The organism is Gordonia sp. SL306, assembly GCF_026625785.1.
Taxonomy (GTDB): Bacteria; Actinomycetota; Actinomycetes; order Mycobacteriales; family Mycobacteriaceae; genus Gordonia.
The window spans coordinates 3792625-3809500 of sequence record NZ_CP113063.1 but is presented as its reverse complement, the minus strand read 5'-3'; the positions used below and the strand labels follow the sequence as shown (position 1 = coordinate 3809500).

Genomic DNA, 16876 nt, shown 5'->3' with positions numbered 1-16876 from the left:
TCACGTGTCCTCGCTCGCCTCGTCTCACAGTCCGAGTATGTCGACTGCCTCGGCGCGCATCTGCACCTTGCGCACCTTGCCCGTCACCGTCATCGGGAATTCCTTCACCACGTGCACGTATCGGGGGATCTTGTGCCGAGCGATCTTGCCCGCCGCGAAGGCGTGCAGGTCGTCCTTGGTGAAATCGGTTGCGCCGTCACGCAATCGTACCCAGGCCATCAGTTCCTCGCCGTACCTGTCGTCGGGCACACCGATGACCTGCGCATCGAGGATGTCCGGATGGGTGTAGAGGAACTCCTCGATCTCCCGGGGGTAGATGTTCTCGCCGCCGCGGATCACCATGTCCTTGATCCGACCGGTGATCCGGACGTAGCCGCTCTCGTCCATCACCGCGAGGTCACCGGTGTGCATCCACCCCTCGGCGTCGAGCGCTTCGGCGGTCTTCTCCGGTTCGTTCCAGTAGCCCTTCATCACCGAGTATCCCTTGGTGCAGAGTTCACCGGTCTCGCCGCGCTGCAAGGTGTCGCCCGAGCCCGGGTCGACGACCTTGACCTCGAGGTGCGGCCCGACCCGACCGACCGTGCCGACCCGCAGTTCGAGCGGGTCGTCGATACGGGTCTGGGTGGACACCGGCGAGGTCTCGGTCATGCCGTAGCAGATCGACACCTCGCTCATGTGCATCCGCTCGACGACCTGACGCATCACATGTTCCGGACACGGCGAGCCTGCCATGACGCCCGTTCGCAGACTCGACAGGTCGAAACCCGCTGCCCCGCCGGTGTCGTCGAGGAGAGCGAGCTCCGCGATGAACATCGTCGGCACGCCGTACAGGCTCGTACAGCGATGTTCCGACACCGCGGCCAGGGTGGCCGCCGGGTCGAAGGCCGGCGCCGGGATGACCATGGCGGCGCCGTGACTGGTGGCCGCGAGATTGCCCATCACCATGCCGAAACAGTGGTAGAACGGCACCGGTAGGCAGATCCGGTCGGCCTCGGTGTAGTCGAGCAGCTCGCCCACGAGGTAGCCGTTGTTGCCGATATTGCGATGCGACAGCGTGGCGCCCTTGGGAAATCCGGTGGTGCCCGAGGTGTACTGGATGTTGATGGGATCGTCCGGCGCCAGCGATCCCGCGATCTCCGCGACCCGGGCGGCCTCGGCCGGAGTGGGCTCGGCGAGCAGCGCCGCCCATTCCGCGGACTCGAACAGGATCACCTCGCGGAGTTCTGGACAGTTGGGACGGGCGGCCGCGAGCATCGTCGCGTAGCCGGAGTCCTTGAACCGCTCGGCGGCGACGACGACGCCCGCTCCCGACTGGGTGAGCGCGTACTCGATCTCGTTCTGCCGATAGGAAGGGTTGAGGTTGACCAGGATCGCGCCGATCTCGGCCGTCGCGTACTGGGTCAGCACCCACTCGAACCGGTTGGGCGACCAGAGGCCCACCCGATCACCGGGATTCACCCCGAGTCGGACGAGTCCCGCGGCCAGGGCACGCACATCATGGAGGAACTCGGTGTACGTCCATTGTCGCCCGGCGGCGGCATCGATGAGCGCGACGTTGTCGCCGAACGTCGACGCCGTTCGTGCCAGCGTCGCGCCGATCGTCTCGGTCAGCAGATCCGGGCTGTCCTCGCCCCGCGCATATGCCGGTTCGGTCATGATCGCGCTCCGATTCCTTCTGGCCGCGTCAGCGGCGGTTACTCATTGGTGCTCGGTGGTCGGTGTGTCATCGGGCTCGGCGTCGGCCTGGGTGGCGACGACTCTCGCCAGCACCACCTCGGCCTGCCGCAGCACCGGGCCGTCGATCATCTGTCCGTCGATGCTGAACACCCCGCCCTGATATTCGGCGGATCCCTCCACCACGCGGTGCGCCCATCGGACCTCCTCCTCCGACGGCCGATAGCCGTCGCGGATGTAGGGCACCTGCGATGGGTGGATACACGCGGTCGCGGTGTAACCCAGCGCAACCGCGTCACGCACCTCGGAGATCAGCCCGGCGACATCCGGGATGTCGAGGTGGACCGAGTCCACTGCGAACTTGCCATGGGCGGCGGCCGCGATCCTCGTCGACGAACGAACCCACCGGGCCACGTCCCGATACGAGCCCGGCCGCTCCTCGTCCGGTCCGAACCGGCTCGACTTGCCGCCCAGACCGGCGACGAGATCCTCGGCGCCCCACATCAGTCCGATGCAGTTCACCGCGGCGGCGATCTCGTGGGCACGGGTCGCACCCAGCGGGGTCTCGATGAGCGCGACAGTCTGCAGCGCGGTGTCGATGATGGAGTCGACATCCTCGGCCTTGGCCTGCATGACGACCCGGTAATTGGTGTCGCCGATGGCCGCGAGGTCGCGCCGGTAGTCACCCGTGCCCGCCGGGTTGATCCGCACGATCGTGCGACCTGGATCGAGTGGGTTGGCGACGAGCGCCTCTCGTGCGGCCACGCGGTTCTCCGGCGAGACGGCGTCCTCGAGGTCGAGAATCACCACGTCCGCCCGATCGAGCGCCTTCTGATACCGCTCGGGACGATCCGCCGGGCAGAAGAGCATGGCGGGTCCCGGGGGTGTCCAGGCGTTGATCAACTGCGGGCTGTCGAAATTCATCACTACTCCACTGGCTTCTTTCGCACCAACGTGGCCCGTGCGGCACGCGCAACGACCTCGCCGTGCTGATTGCGTCCGATGTGGGTCAAGTTCACCACGCCTTCGCCGGGGCGCGATTTCGATTCCCGCCTACCAGTGCACTCGGTCTCGGCGTATAGGGTGTCACCCGCGAACAACGGCGCCGGGAAGGCGACCTCGCTGAAGCCGAGATTGGCGACTAGCGTCCCTTGCGTCAGCTGCGACACCGACAGGCCGACGATGGTCGACAGGGTGAACATCGAATTGATCAGCCGCTGACCATCGAAGCCTGGCTGCTGTGCCGACCAGGCCGCGTCGAGGTGGAGGGCCTGGGTGTTCATCGTGAGCGTGGTGAACAGGACGTTGTCCGCCTCGGTCACCGTGCGGCCGGGCCGATGTTCGTACACGGTTCCCTCCGCGAACTCGTCGAACCACAGGCCGCGTTGCACGATGCGGGCCGGACCGTCGACGCCGTCCTGGCTCATGCGAACCCCAGTTCCCGTGCGATCAGCATCAGCTGGACCTCGGTGGTGCCCTCGCCGATCTCCAGGATCTTGGAGTCACGGTAATGCCGCGCCACGGGGTATTCGTTCATGAACCCGTAGCCGCCGTGGATCTGCGTGGCCATCCGCGCATTGTCCATCGCCGCCTCGCTCGCGACCATCTTGGCGATCGACGCCTCCTTCTTGAACGGCTTACCGGCCAGCATCTTCGCCGCCGCGTCGTAGTAGCTGGTACGGGCAACGTGCGCGCGGGCCTCCATCCGCGCGATCGCGAACGACACCGACTGGTACTCGCCGATCGGTTTCCCGAAGGACTGACGTTCCTTCGCGTACTTCACGCTCTCGTCCACGCAGCCCTGCGCGACGCCGGTGGACAGTGCGGCAATGGCGATCCGACCCTCATCGAGGATCGAGAGGAAATTGGCGTAGCCGCGACCACGTTCGCCCAGGAGGTTCTCGGTGGGCACCCGCGCATCGATGAACGTCAGCGGATGCGTGTCCGAGGCATTCCACCCGACCTTGTTGTACGCCGGTTCGGCGGTGAAGCCCGAGGTATCAGACGGGACGATGATCGTCGAGATCTCTTTGCGCCCGTTCTCTTTCGTCCCGGTGACGGCGGTCACCGTGACCAACGACGTGATGTCGGTTCCGGAATTGGTGATGAACTGCTTGCCGCCGTTGATGATCCACGAGTCGCCGTCGTCCTTCGCGGTGGTCGCGGTGGCACCGGCGTCGGAACCCGCGCCCGGCTCGGTGAGGCCGAATCCCGCGAGGGCACGGCCAGCGGTGAGGTCGGGCAGCCACTGTTGCTTCTGCGCCTCCGTGCCGAACCGGTAGATCGGCATCGCGCCGAGCCCCACCCCCGCCTCCAGGGTGATGGCGACGGACTGATCGACCTTTCCGAGTTCCTCGAGGGCCAGCGCGAGCGCGAAATAGTCGCCCCCCATGCCGCCGTACTCCTCGTCGAACGGCAGCCCGAACAGGCCCATCTGCCCCATCTGCGCGACGACCTCGTAGGGAAAGCTGTGCTCCTCATCGTGTTTCGCCGAGACGGGCGCCACGACGGACCGGGCGAAGTCGCGGACGCTGTGGATGAGGTCGGTGTACTCCTGAGTGAGTTCCATCAGTTCTCCTTGTCGATCGAATCGCCCACGGCGGATTCCACATGCGCGAGTGTTTGGCCGGCCGCGACCTTGTCACCGACCCTCGCCGAGACCGCCACCACTCCGTCGATCGGAGCGGTGAGCGTATGTTCCATTTTCATCGCTTCGACGACGACGATCGGGTTGCCCGCCGAGACGGTCTCCCCCGCCTCGGCCCGGACCGCGACCACCGTTCCCGGCATCGGGCTGAGGATCTCGCCGGCATGCTCGTCGGCAGCTTCGTCGAGCAGCGTTCGGGCGAGATCGAGCAGCCAGGTGCCGTGCGGACCCGCCACCCACCACGTCCCGTCGACCTCGGCGTTCGACCACGACTGGCTGACCCCGTCGACGATCAGCCGCCGGCTCTCGTTGTCGCCGTTCGCGATCCGCCGATACTCGATTGTCGCGTGCCACGGCCGCCGGTCATCGTCGTCGTGGGTCACGGTCGCCTGACCGACGATCGCATCCGCCGACGCCGACTCCACCTCGATGGCGACGGTGAAATGCTCAGCGCCACTCACCAAACGGGTCACCACAGGTGCGGGTTCGCCGATCCGCCAGCCGACGGCGGACTGCCATATGTCCGCACGGTCGCGGGGTCCGATACGCGCGACCCCCGCCAGGACAAGAGCTTCCGGAACGGGCTCCGGCGAGGAGTAGTCGTGGACGAGTCGGTCGAGCAGTTCGGTGTCGAGCTCCGCGTCGCGGACAGACTGCTGGGCGAGCACATGGCGACAGAAGTCGATGTTGGTCACCACGCCGAGTACGTGGGTGTGGGCGAGGGCCTGGTCGAGCCGCTCGAGTGCCTCCTCCCGATCTCTGCCGTGCGCGATGATCTTCGCCAGCATCGGATCGTAGTCGCTGCCGACCACCAGCCCGTCGGTCATCGCCGAGTCGACGCGAATCCCGTTGCCCGGAGAGGAGTCCGGGTGGACGAGACCTGCGATGGTCCCGCCGGTCGGCAGGAATCCGTGCGCCGGATCCTCTGCGTACACACGCGCCTCGATAGCGTGCCCGCTCATCACGATGTCGTCCTGGGTGAGCGTGAGCGCCTCACCCCTCGCCACCCGGATCTGCTGTTCCACCAGGTCGACGCCGGTGACGAGCTCGGTGACCGGATGCTCGACCTGCAGCCGCGTGTTCATCTCCATGAAGAAGAACGCGTCGGGCCGATGGGCGGAGACGATGAACTCGACGGTGCCCGCGCCGGTGTAACCGACACTGCGTGCGGCGTCGCAGGCCGCAGCACCGATCCGGTCACGCGTCTGTTCGTCGAGCAGGGCCGACGGCGCCTCCTCGATCACCTTCTGGTGGCGGCGCTGCAGCGAGCATTCACGTTCTCCGAGATGGATCACGTTGCCGTGCTCGTCGGCGAGGACCTGGACCTCGATGTGGCGTGGGGTGTCCACGAAGTGCTCGAGGAACAGGGTGTCGTCGCCGAAGGCGGAGCCGGCCTCTCGGCGGGCACGTTCGAGCGCAGCGGGCAGGTCCGCGGCGTTCTCGACACGGTGCATGCCCTTGCCGCCACCACCGGCGCTCGGCTTGATCAGAACCGGGAAGCCGACGTCGGGGGCGGCGGCGATCAGGTCGTCGTCGGTCAGACCCGGCCGCGACAAGCCCGGAACCACGGGAACATCGCGTTCGGTGACCGCGGCGCGAGCGGTGATCTTGTCGCCCATCGTCGCGATGGCGTCCACCGGCGGACCGATGAAGACCAGGCCCGCACCGGCCAGTGCCGCAGCGAACTTCTGGTTCTCCGAGAGGAACCCGTAGCCCGGGTGTACGGCGTCGGCGCCGGAATCCTGCGCCGCGCGCACCACGGCGTCGATGTTCAGGTAACTCTCGGTCGCGGGCGCCGACCCGATCCGAACCGCCACGTCGGCCTCCCGGACGTGACGTGCGTCGGCGTCGGCGTCCGAATAGACGGCGACACTGCGGATACCCATCCGGCGCAGGGTGCCGATCACACGGCAGGCGATCTCACCGCGATTGGCGACCAGCACGCTGCGGATCGGCCGGATTGCTGGAGTGTTGTTGTCGGTCACGTGATCACATCCGAAAGACGCCGTAGCGCGGGTCGTCGAGTGGGGCATATCGGCAGGCTTCCAGCGCCAATCCGAGAGTGGTCCGGGTCTGGGCAGGATCGATGATCCCGTCGTCCCACAGCCGAGCGGTCGAGTAGTACGCATCCGCCTGCCGCTCGAACTGCTCGCGGATCGGCGCCTTGAACGACTCCTCGTCGTCGGCGGCCCAGTCACCCCCGGACCGTTCGACCTGGTTGCGACGGACCGTGGCGAGCGTGTCGGCCGCCTGTGGTCCGCCCATCACCGAGATGCGAGCGTTGGGCCACATCCACAGGAACCGCGGCGAATACGCACGGCCGCACATCGAATAGTTGCCGGCGCCGAACGAGCCGCCGACCATGACGGTCAGCTTGGGGACCCGCGCACACGCGACGGCGTTGACCATCTTCGCCCCGTTCTTGGCGATGCCGCCTTCCTCGTAAGCGCGTCCCACCATGAAGCCGGTGATGTTCTGCAGAAAGATCAGCGGTATCCGCCGCTGATCGCAGAGCTCGATGAAATGCGCTCCCTTGAGCGCGGATTCGCTGAACAACACGCCGTTGTTCGCGACGAAGCCGACCGGGTGGCCGTGCACGTGGGCGAAGGCGGTGACCAGCGTGGTCCCGTAGTTCGCCTTGAACTCGGTGTATTCCCCGGCATCACTGAGGATCTCGATGACCTCGCGGACGTCGTAGGGGGTTCGCGAATCGGTCGGGACCACGTCGTAGATGTCGGTCTGCGGCCGCTTCGGCTCGCGCGGGGCGATCGTCTCCCACTGCGCCGTCTCACGCGGACCCAGGGTGGCGACGATGTCGCGCACCTTCGCCAGGGCCTGCTCGTCGTTGTCGACGAGATGGTCGGTGACCCCGGAGATCGACGAGTGCATCGCGCCGCCGCCGAGTTCCTCAGCGGTCACGTCCTCACCGGTGGCCGCCTTCACCAGTGGCGGGCCTGCCAAGAAGATCGTGCCCTGATTGCGAACGATCACCGTCTCGTCGCTCATCGCCGGCACATAGGCGCCGCCGGCCGTCGACGAACCGAGGACCGCGGCGATCTGCGGGATGCCCGCAGCGCTCATCGTCGCCTGGTTGTAGAAGATCCGGCCGAAATGATCACGGTCCGGGAACACCTCGTCCTGCTGCAGGAGCATCGCCCCGCCCGAGTCGACGAGGTAGATGCAGGGCAACCGGTTGGCCGCGGCGATCTCCTGTGCGCGCAGGTGCTTCTTCACGGTCATCGGGTAGTAGGTGCCACCGGAGACCGTCGCGTCGTTGGCGACGATCATGCATTCGCGTCCGGCGACGCGGCCCACGCCCGCGACCACACCGGCCGACGGCACGCGGTCGTCGTACATACCCGTCGCCGCGAGGGGGGCCACCTCGAGGAACGGCGAACCGACGTCGAGGAGTCCGTCCACCCGATCGCGGGGCAAGAGTTTGCCTCGGGAGATGTGCCGGTCGCGCGCCTTCTCGCCGCCTCCCCGCCGCGCGACGGCGAGACGCTCCTTGAGTCGGCCGATGTTGCGGAGGTGGACGACACGGGACCCGACCGGCTCTTCGCCGGACCCGCTGGTGGCTTCCATGCTGAACGTGCTGGTCACCATCGACCTTTCAGTTAGTGGCGATTAACTGAACCGCATCGTACGTCAGCCCGGTGCGACTTGTCACGTGCCCTTCCCGACACTCATCACATTCTCGCAGCCGACGTGACGCGGCTCACGAAATTTCGTACTGTGGTGTCAGGCCCACCACCCATGGGCCAGATAACCGACGCCCGCGACGCCACCACCCACCGGCCTCGCGGACCGACATATGAAGAAGGCCAGGTAACCCCATGACCCTCGCAGACGACCGCGCGCGCCGAGTAGGCGCGCACACCGAAGCCGACTCCCGCGGCACCCCGATTCCCGGGGGCGCGACGTTCTCCCTCGACGACCGCTACACGCGCGAGTCGGGCACCATCTACCTCACCGGTATCCAAGCGCTGGTCCGAATGGTCCGCGACCGCGCTCGCATCGATCGGTTGCAGAATCTGCGAACGGCCTCCTTCATCTCCGGCTACGAGGGTTCGCCACTCGCCGGCTACGACCTGGAGATCGCCCGCCGACGCAACTACCTCGAGCCCTACGACATCGTCCACCGCCCCGGACTGAACGAGGAGATCGCGGCGACGTCGGTGATGGGTTCGCAGGTGGCCGGGCAGGTGGGCCATCTCGCCCCGGACGCCGCGGGACACACCCGCGATGGCGTGGTCGGCTACTGGTACGGCAAGGCCCCCGGCCTGGACCGTGCCACCGACGCATTGCGGCACGCGAACCTGATCGGCACCCACCCGGCCGGAGGCGCGGTCGCACTGGTCGGCGACGACCCGGGCGCGAAGAGTTCGACGGTTCCGTGCGCGTCGGAGATGGCGCTGGCGGATCTCTACATGCCGATCCTCTACCCTGCCGACTCCCAGGACATCCTCGACCTCGGTGTGCATGCCGCCGTGATGAGCAGAACAAGCGGCCTGTGGACCTCGATGAAGATCTCGGCGCATGTCGCCGACGGCGCCTCCACCGCCATGGTCGACCCCGCGCGGATCATGCCGGTCTACGGAGACCTCGGCGCGAGCCCACACGTTCCCAGCGGTCGCCTGCTGGGCGCGAATCTGATGGAGCTGGAACAGAATCAGCTCACCACACGCATCCCGCGTGCGCTCGAATACGCGCGCCTCAACGGACTCAACCGGATCACCGTGTCGAGTTCCGACGACCACATCGGCATCGTCGCCGCAGGCAAGACCTATCTCGACCTACGGGAAGCGCTGCGTCTGATGGGCATCACCGACGATGACCTGCGCGCTCTCGGCGTCCGGATCCTGAAGCTCGGGATGGTGTACCCGATCGAACGGGACATCCTGAACCGCTTCATGTTCGACACCGCCACCGGCGAACTCGACGAGGTCATCGTGATCGAGGAGAAGCGCGACTTCATCGAGACCATGATGCGTGACATCCTCTTCCGTCACCCTCGCGCTCCTCGGATCGTCGGCAAGACGAACGAAGACGGCTCGACGCTCTTCTCGCGATTCGGCGAACTCGACGTCGACGCCGTCTCCCGTGGCCTCGCCACCCGGCTCGCACACCACCATCACATCGACGCCGCGCAGGACTGGCTCGACCGCAAGTCGCAGCGACGCGGGCGGATCGAACTGCCACTCGCCGTTCGCACGCCCTACTTCTGCTCCGGCTGCCCGCACAACAGCTCGACAAAGGTATCCGACGACACCCTCGTCGGAGCTGGGATCGGTTGTCACGCCATGGTTCTGCTGATGGATCCTCGTCAGGTCGGAGACATCGCCGGCGTCACCCAGATGGGCGGCGAGGGCGCGCAGTGGATCGGCATGGCACCATTCGTGACCGCCGACCATTTCGTCCAGAACGTCGGCGACGGAACCTTCATGCACTCGGCATCGCTGGCCCTGCGCGCCGCAGTCGCGGCGGGTGAGAACATCACCTACAAGTTGCTCTACAACGGCACGGTCGCGATGACCGGCGGCCAGGATCCCGTGGGCGCCATGGGCTTGCCCCGCCTGACGTCGTTGCTGATCGCCGAGGGTGTCGCGCGAATCGTCGTGACCTCCGACGATCCCAAACGCACCAAAGCCCTCGGACTCCCCGGGAGCGTCGAGATCCGGCACCGAGACGAGATGCTCGACGTTCAGACCGAGCTGGCCGCGGCCGGGGGCGTGACGGTGTTGATCCACGACCAGCATTGCGCCGCGGAGAATCGGCGCAAGCGCAAGCGCGGCATCGTCGAGACCCCCAATCAGCGCGTGATGATCAACGAGCGTATCTGCGAGGGCTGCGGCGACTGCGGCGAGAAGTCGAACTGTCTGTCCGTTCATCCTGTCCAGACCGAGTTCGGCCGCAAGACACGGATCGACCAGAGTTCGTGCAACCTCGACTTCTCGTGCCTCAAGGGCGATTGCCCGTCCTTCGTGACCGTCACGCCCGGAACACGTCGCGCCGGTGTGCGGGCCGACGACATCGCCGACACGTCACTGCCGACGCCGAACGTCCCGGAACTCCGTGACACATTCACCCTCCGGGTCACCGGCATCGGCGGCACCGGCGTGGTGACCGTGTCGCAGGTCCTGGCCACCGCGGCAGTGTTGGACGGGCACGCCGCCCGCACTGTCGACATGACCGGCCTCGCCCAGAAGGGCGGTGCGGTGGTGAGCGATGTGAAGGTGTCGCCGGGAGCCATCGAGCAGGCCGCCAAGGTCGCCTCCGACGACTGCGACCTCTACCTCGTGTGCGATCCGCTGGTCGGCACCGATCCGGTCAACCTGAAGGTCGCGTCGCCGGACAAGACAGTGGCCGTGGTCTCGACGACCGAGATCCCCACGGGCGCGATGGTCATCGACACCTCGGTCGGTTTCCCCGCCGCCCACCAGGTCCACTCCGCGATCGACGCCAAGGTCGCACGCGCGGTCTATCTCGACCCGGGTGCGCTCTCGACCGGGTTGTTCGGCGACGAGCAGTACGCCAACATGCTCATGGTCGGTGCGGCCTATCAGGCAGGGGCGCTGGCGATCTCGGCAGAGTCCGTCGAACGGGCCATCGAACTCAACGGCGTCGCCGTCGAGTCCAACACGCAGGCCTTCCGCCGCGGCCGGCAGATCGTCGACGACCCGGATGCGGTGACGGACGCGCTCGCGGCTCTGCACGGTTCGTCGTCGCCGGACATCATCCCCAGCGATGGTGCCGGGACGGCGGTCGCCGCGCTGGGCATCGCCGACGACGACCTCTCCCACGCGATCGCGATCCGGTACGACGAGTTGATCGCGTACGCCGACGAGCGGTATGCACGCCAGTATCTCGAGTTGGTGGACCGTGTGCACCGGGCCGGCCACGGCGACGGATTGACCGGCACAGTTGCCCGCAACCTCTACAAACTCATGGCCTACAAGGACGAGTACGAGGTGGCCCGGCTGACGCAGGACGCGGCATTCGCGTCGGGTATCGCCGAGCAATTCGGCGACGACGCCGAGGTGGCCGTGCGGCTGCATCCGCCGACCCTGCGTCATCTCGGGATGCGCGAGAAGATGTCACTCGGGGCCTGGGCTGATCGGCCGCTGGCGGGCCTCGCGAAGATGAAGCGACTCCGCGGGACCAAGCTGGACCCGTTCGGACGCAACGAGATCCGCCGAACCGAGCGCGCGTTGATCGTCGAGTATCGCGAGATCCTCGAGGCGATCCTGGCCGGACTGTCGAGCGGCCGCATCGGTACCGAACAGCTGTCGTCCGCGGTCGCCCTCGCCGACCTGCCGGACATGGTCCGCGGCTACGAGAGCATCAAGATGGCCAATGTCGAGCGCTACCGCGAGGAGGTCGCCAGGCAGCGCGCTGCGCTGGGCATCTGACCGTGCGCGACTGGTCTCGATACGTTCCGTCGCTACGCTCCTCCACTACTCGACCGGCGAACCCCAACCGCCGGTCGAGTAACCGGCGAACCCCCAAACCGCTGGTCGAGTAGCCTGCGAGCGAAGCGAGCCGGCGTATCGAGACCACGAGATCACTCCGCCCGCAACGCTGCCCACGCCATCGCGCCGAGCACGGCACGCAGGCCCGGCTCCGGGTAGGCCGGCAGTCTCGGCGACGAGTTCAGCAAACCGAACGTCGCATGAACTCGGACGCGTGCCTCCTCGCGTGAGCGCACCTGGTCACCGCTTACCTCGTGAAGCGCCAGCAGCACGTCCACCCACTGCTCGACGTATCGCCGTTGCAGCGACCGCACCTGATGGTTCGCGGCAGGCGTCAGCGACGACAAGTCGCGGTCTTGGACGGCGATCAGGTCCGGCTTCGTGACGAGCACATCGATGTGGAACCGGATGAGCTCGAGCAACGTCTCATCCGGGTCGCCACCACGGGCGACGACCTCCGCGCCGCCGTCGTGCAGACGCTGACTGATGTCGACGAGCATCTCGTCGAGTAGGTCGGTCTTCGACGAGAAATGCCGGTACATCGCCGGGCCACTGACGCCCACCGCTCCGCCGATGTCCTCCAGGGTCACCCCGGCAAAGCCACGGGCCGCCATCAGGCGCGCGGCGGCCTCGAGCAATTCGGCCCGCCGCGCCGCCTTCGCCTGCCCGCGACGGGTGCGCGCAGGCTGCTCGGATGACGAGGTTGGCGACGTGGTCATGATGAGTTCGCACTCTACCGCCGCGTCGGTCACATCATGGCCGTCACCAGCCGTTGACGTGCAGGATGTCGTCGAGGGGTTTGCGGCCGGCCGGCTTGAAGTCGGTACCCGTGTAGTACGCGACGGGCAGCAGCACCCCCTGGTGAACGGAGCCCGGGATGCCCAGGAGCTCGGCGACCTCACGTTCATAGGTCAGGTGCAGAGTCGTCCAGGCAGATCCCAATCCGCGAGCACGCAGCGCGAGCTGCAGACTCCACGCGCCCGGAAGCAACGAACCCCAGAGGCCCGCCTGGTTGCCCGCCGGGAGTTCGCCTCCGCTGTAGATCGCGCCGATCACCAGAACCGGCACCTGCCCCATCGTGTCGGCCAGGTACTGCGCGCTCGACGCGACGCGGCGCGCGGTGTCGTCGGCCCTGGGCTGGTTCGCCGAGTACGCGGCGAACGACTTCGCATAGAGGTCGGCCACCTTCTGCTTGATCACCGGATCGGTCAGCACGATCCAGTGCCAGCCCTGGCTGTTGCTTCCGGTGGGCGCCTGCAGCGCCACTTCCAACGCCTCCTTGACAATCTCGAGCGGCACCGGGCGCTCCAGGTCGAGCCGCTTGCGCACCGAACGTGTGGTGGTGAGCAGCTCATCGGGGTCCAGGGGTAACAGGTCGGTCATGCGATCTCCTTCGTTGTCGATGATGTCGATCGGCCATCGTGGGACCACTCTCCAGCTTGGCCGCGTGCGGTGACGATGTCGATGCCGGTCCCCGACCGGCCGTGGTGGCACGCTCGGGGATCTCAGCGGAGCAGACCATACCGACGCAGGTGATCGACCAGTCCGTCGGTCAGGGGCAATTCGTCCAATTCGTGCGCCTCCACCCACCGGGCATCAGACGCATCGTCGCCGGCCCGGATCGTGCCCGAACGGTATTCGGCCACGAAGTCGTGGACCTCGTACACCACGTCGTCGTCGCCCGGGATGTCGACCACCCAGGCCTCCGCCCCCACCTCGACGATGAGACCCGTCTCCTCCTCGACCTCGCGCGCGGCCGCAGCGGGGAGCGTCTCCCCCGCTTCGACCTTTCCGCCGGGCACACTCCAGCGGCCGACCTGTGGCGGATACCGGCGCTGCACGAGTAGCAGCCGGTCGGCAGAATCCCAGACCACCGCTCCGACTCCCACGACACGCCTGGTCACCCACGACCTCCGGGGACGCGGGTCCGACGGCTGTCCGACGGCGTCGGCCCCGAAGCCAGTTCCGCGGCGATCACCGATCGGAGCCGAGTCATCCCGTCAGGTGCGGTCACATCGACGAGGAGGTCGACGGTGTCGTCGGCGTAGAGGGCGCCTGCGGCGATGCCCTGGTCGGCGGCCAACTCCGCCGCGTGGTCGGTGTCACGGTGCACGATGAGGCTGGCTCCCTCGGGTGGAAGGGGCGACAGCCACGCATCCGTCGCCGCAATCCTGCGGTCCGTCGGAAACAGCGCCAGTGCCGCCCCGCCTGCGCCCTGACCGAGCAGAACTGAGACAGTCGGCACCGGGACCGACACGAGTTCAGCTGTGCAGCGGGCGATCTCGGAGGCCAGCCCGGCTTCTTCGGCAGCCACCGACAGTTCGGCGCCCGGGGTGTCGATGACGGTGACCACCGGCAATCCCAGCTCGGAGGCCATGGCCATCCCGCGTCGCGCGACTCGGAGGTCGACCGGCCCGATCAGCGCCCCGCCCGCCTGTTTCCGCCGGTCGTGCCCGATCACCACTGCCGGGCTGCCGCCGAAACTGTGGAGCGCCAACCACAACGGCGCATCACCGCGGAGTATGACGGTGCCATCCGCCGCCAGGAACTCAGTCAGCCCGGGCCGATCCCGCGCCCTGGTCGCGAGTACCGCCTCCCACGCCGTACCGGCCCACGAGGGCTCCGAGATCGGCCTGGCTGCAGCCTTCCCCGTCCCGTCCGGCCCTCGCACTCTCGACGACAGCGCCGCGAGCGTCTCCCCGACGACCCCTCCGAGACGCTCGGCCGGCACGACGGAATCCACCAATCCTCGTCGGTGCAGATTCTCCGACGTCTGGACGTTCTCGGGGAACGGTTCCCCGTACAGCCCTTCGTAGACACGGGGGCCGAGGAAACCGACGAGTGCCGACGGCTCCGCCCAGGTCACGTGTCCCAGGGACCCCCACGATGCGAACACCCCACCGGTCGTCGGGTGTCGGAGATACACCAGATAGGGCAGCCCCGCCGCCTTGTGCGCGTTGACCGCGCCGGTGATCGCGACCATCTGCAGGAATGCCGCGGTGCCCTCCTGCATCCTGGTTCCGCCCGACGCCGGGAGGGCCAGCACCGGAATCCGCTCCCGTGTCGCGCGCTCGATCGCGGCGACCACCCGCTGTCCGGCGCTCCGACCGATCGACCCTCCGAGGAAGCCGAATTCGCTGACCACCACGGCCACTCGGACATCGTTGACGCGACCGGATCCGGTGACCACCGATTCATCCAGCCCGGTGCGCTCATGCGCCCGGGCGAGCGAGGACCGATATCCCGGGTCGGCCGGCTCCCAGCCGACGGGAGCGTCCCACGCCTCGAATGTGCCTTGATCGAACAGCGATTCGACCAGACTGAAGGCATCGGCGCGCGGGCGATCGGTCACCCTCACATCGTAGTGTGGGCTGCCCGCCAGACGACCGTTCGGAAACAAACGGCTCGGACCGATGATCCGTGGGGCCTGCGGCGGTCATAATCGCAGACACACTCACCGACAGGAGCTCACCATGTCCGACTACACCGTGACGCGGACCACCACGATCGCTGCCGCACCGGAGAAGATCTACCCGCTCATCGTCGATTTCCACGAGTGGAAGCGGTGGTCCCCGTGGGAGGGCCTCGACCCCGACCTCACGCGGGAGCATGCGGGAGCCGACAGTGGCGTGGGTGCGCGATACTCCTGGTCGGGAAACCGCAAGGCAGGCAAGGGCACGATGGAGATCACCGACGTCACCGAACCCACCCGGGTCGCCGTCGCCGTCGCTTTCGAGAAGCCGATGAAGTCGACCAGCAACAGTGTCTTCACCCTGGCGCCACGCGGCGCGCAGACCGAGATCACCTGGACGATGACCGGACCGCACTCGTTGTTCTCACGGATCGCCGGCCCTTTGGGACTGTTCGACAAGCTGATCGGAAAGGACTTCGAAAAGGGCTTGGCTGCATTGAAATCCGAATCGGAGATCGGACCAGCTCAGCGCGAGTAGACCACCCGCGTCCGCAGCACGACGTCGGCGACGGAGCGACGCCGCCGGTCCACCGCCACCCACGCCAGCCCGATGGCGAAGAACACGCAGAACAGCGCGCGCAGCAGCGCCCCCACCGGACGCATGCGGTCACCTTTGTGGTTCACCACCCGCAGACCCATCACGACCGATCCGAGCGTGCGTCCCGAGACCGCCCAGCACAAGGCGAGATAGGCGATCGACACCCCGATGAAACCCGTTGCCGTGAACACCGCATTGGGCTGTGGGAAGGAGAAGTCGCGGATGCTGAAGAGGAGCCGCACCATGGCATAGCCGAGGTAGGCGCCACTCAGGATCGCGAGCACCACCAGAAGGTCCAGAGATGCCGCGACACCGCGGCTGACGATCCCGGCGTTCTTGCTGCTGTCGTGGATGACCGGCGGATGCGCCCGGGGATGCAGGGTGTCACTCATCGGGTGACACCTCCGGCGCGCGCCGCAGAATCCGGCCGACGATGCCGGCCACCGCGTCATCGGCACGTTCACTTGTGCTGCGCACGTCCGTCATCACGTCGGAGGTCACGGAAGTACTCGCGTCACGGATGATGTCGGGCAGGTCCACGCCCTCGATGATCTCGTTGGCCAAGCCGATGAGATCGACCCGATTCAGGATCGCGTCGACATCGATTCGCGCTGCGATCGCGTCGATGTCGATACCCCCGGCCACCGCATCGAGATCGACATGCGCCACCGCCGCGTCGAGGTTCACCCGGTCACGGATCACGGCGTCGAGATCGACGCGGTCGAGAATCGCCTCGATGTCCAGGCCTGCGGCGACCTCGTTCAGATCGACGTTCTCGCGCACCAGGGTGGTCAGGTCGAGTTCGGCCACGACGGCGGAGACGACCACCGCGACAAGGGCTCGCACACGATCGATCGCATCCGGGAGTGCGTCGAGTACCAGCTCACCGCCGGCCGCCAGCCGGTCCACTCCCCGTCTTCCGAGTGAGCCGATCACCGGCAGGCGAAGACCGAAACGGATACCCGATGCCACGACGGCAGCCGAGGCGATCGTCGCTCGACCCGCAAGCGCCACCCCTCCGATCGCCGCCGCGACCAGTACCTCACGCGGTACCTCGTTGTCCTGGCCCACAA

General features: G+C 67.2%; 14 protein-coding genes. 2 read left to right on the top strand and 12 right to left on the bottom strand.

The features are described from left to right. Positions 1-24: 24 nt before the first annotated feature. From OVA31_RS17475 to OVA31_RS17450, 6 genes are read right to left on the bottom strand one after another with little or no spacing between them, the layout of a single operon-like run. The gene (locus tag OVA31_RS17475) at positions 25-1656 is read right to left on the bottom strand and encodes an AMP-binding protein (RefSeq protein WP_267627884.1); all 1632 of its coding nucleotides are present in this window, start codon (positions 1654-1656) and stop codon (positions 25-27) included. A 42-nt stretch (positions 1657-1698) separates the two neighbouring features. Then, on the bottom strand, positions 1699-2598 hold the full coding sequence (locus OVA31_RS17470) for an HpcH/HpaI aldolase/citrate lyase family protein (protein WP_267627882.1): 900 nt from the start codon (positions 2596-2598) through the stop codon (positions 1699-1701). A 2-nt stretch (positions 2599-2600) separates the two neighbouring features. After that, positions 2601-3101 (bottom strand): MaoC family dehydratase, encoded by a 501-nt coding sequence (locus OVA31_RS17465; protein ID WP_267627881.1) that lies wholly within the window; start codon positions 3099-3101, stop codon positions 2601-2603. Beyond that, positions 3098-4243, bottom strand: coding sequence for an acyl-CoA dehydrogenase family protein (locus tag OVA31_RS17460; protein ID WP_267627879.1), 1146 nt, complete (start codon positions 4241-4243; stop codon positions 3098-3100). The genes OVA31_RS17465 and OVA31_RS17460 overlap by 4 nt, the downstream gene beginning before the upstream one ends. Further along, positions 4243-6354 (bottom strand): acetyl/propionyl/methylcrotonyl-CoA carboxylase subunit alpha, encoded by a 2112-nt coding sequence (locus tag OVA31_RS17455; protein ID WP_420714063.1) that lies wholly within the window; start codon positions 6352-6354, stop codon positions 4243-4245. Before OVA31_RS17455 ends, OVA31_RS17460 begins: the two co-directional genes overlap by 1 nt. Continuing rightward, complete coding sequence (locus tag OVA31_RS17450; protein ID WP_420714062.1) at positions 6311-7927, bottom strand: carboxyl transferase domain-containing protein; 1617 nt, start codon at positions 7925-7927, stop codon at positions 6311-6313. Before OVA31_RS17450 ends, OVA31_RS17455 begins: the two co-directional genes overlap by 44 nt. Before the next feature lie 230 nt (positions 7928-8157). Between OVA31_RS17450 and OVA31_RS17445 the strand changes: the two genes are divergently transcribed. Further along, entirely contained in the window at positions 8158-11733 is a 3576-nt protein-coding gene (locus tag OVA31_RS17445) for an indolepyruvate ferredoxin oxidoreductase family protein (RefSeq protein ID WP_267627877.1), read from the top strand. Between the two features lie 152 nt (positions 11734-11885). On the opposite strand, the gene OVA31_RS17440 is transcribed toward OVA31_RS17445, so the two are convergent. The 4 genes from OVA31_RS17440 to OVA31_RS17425 form a co-directional block, all read right to left on the bottom strand. After that, positions 11886-12512 carry a TetR/AcrR family transcriptional regulator gene (locus OVA31_RS17440; protein WP_267627875.1) on the bottom strand — a complete coding sequence of 209 codons (627 nt, stop codon included), beginning with the start codon at positions 12510-12512 and terminating at the stop codon, positions 11886-11888. Between the two features lie 43 nt (positions 12513-12555). After that, complete coding sequence (locus OVA31_RS17435; protein ID WP_267627874.1) at positions 12556-13176, bottom strand: nitroreductase family protein; 621 nt, start codon at positions 13174-13176, stop codon at positions 12556-12558. 122 nt (positions 13177-13298) lie between these two features. Beyond that, a complete protein-coding gene (locus tag OVA31_RS17430) occupies positions 13299-13697 on the bottom strand; it encodes an NUDIX domain-containing protein (protein WP_324290123.1) in 399 nt (132 codons plus the stop codon). Next, positions 13694-15145 carry a carboxyl transferase domain-containing protein gene (locus OVA31_RS17425; RefSeq protein ID WP_267627873.1) on the bottom strand — a complete coding sequence of 484 codons (1452 nt, stop codon included), beginning with the start codon at positions 15143-15145 and terminating at the stop codon, positions 13694-13696. The genes OVA31_RS17430 and OVA31_RS17425 overlap by 4 nt, the downstream gene beginning before the upstream one ends. A 121-nt stretch (positions 15146-15266) precedes the next feature. Here OVA31_RS17425 and OVA31_RS17420 point away from each other — a divergent pair, with 121 nt between their 5' ends. Beyond that, positions 15267-15743 (top strand): SRPBCC family protein, encoded by a 477-nt coding sequence (locus OVA31_RS17420; protein WP_267627871.1) that lies wholly within the window; start codon positions 15267-15269, stop codon positions 15741-15743. Here the strand turns inward: OVA31_RS17420 and OVA31_RS17415 are convergent. Next, the gene (locus OVA31_RS17415) at positions 15731-16195 is read right to left on the bottom strand and encodes an RDD family protein (protein WP_267627870.1); all 465 of its coding nucleotides are present in this window, start codon (positions 16193-16195) and stop codon (positions 15731-15733) included. The genes OVA31_RS17420 and OVA31_RS17415 overlap by 13 nt on opposite strands. Continuing rightward, positions 16188-16874 (bottom strand): hypothetical protein, encoded by a 687-nt coding sequence (locus OVA31_RS17410; protein ID WP_267627869.1) that lies wholly within the window; start codon positions 16872-16874, stop codon positions 16188-16190. The genes OVA31_RS17415 and OVA31_RS17410 overlap by 8 nt, the downstream gene beginning before the upstream one ends. Between the last annotated feature and the right edge of the window lie 2 nt (positions 16875-16876).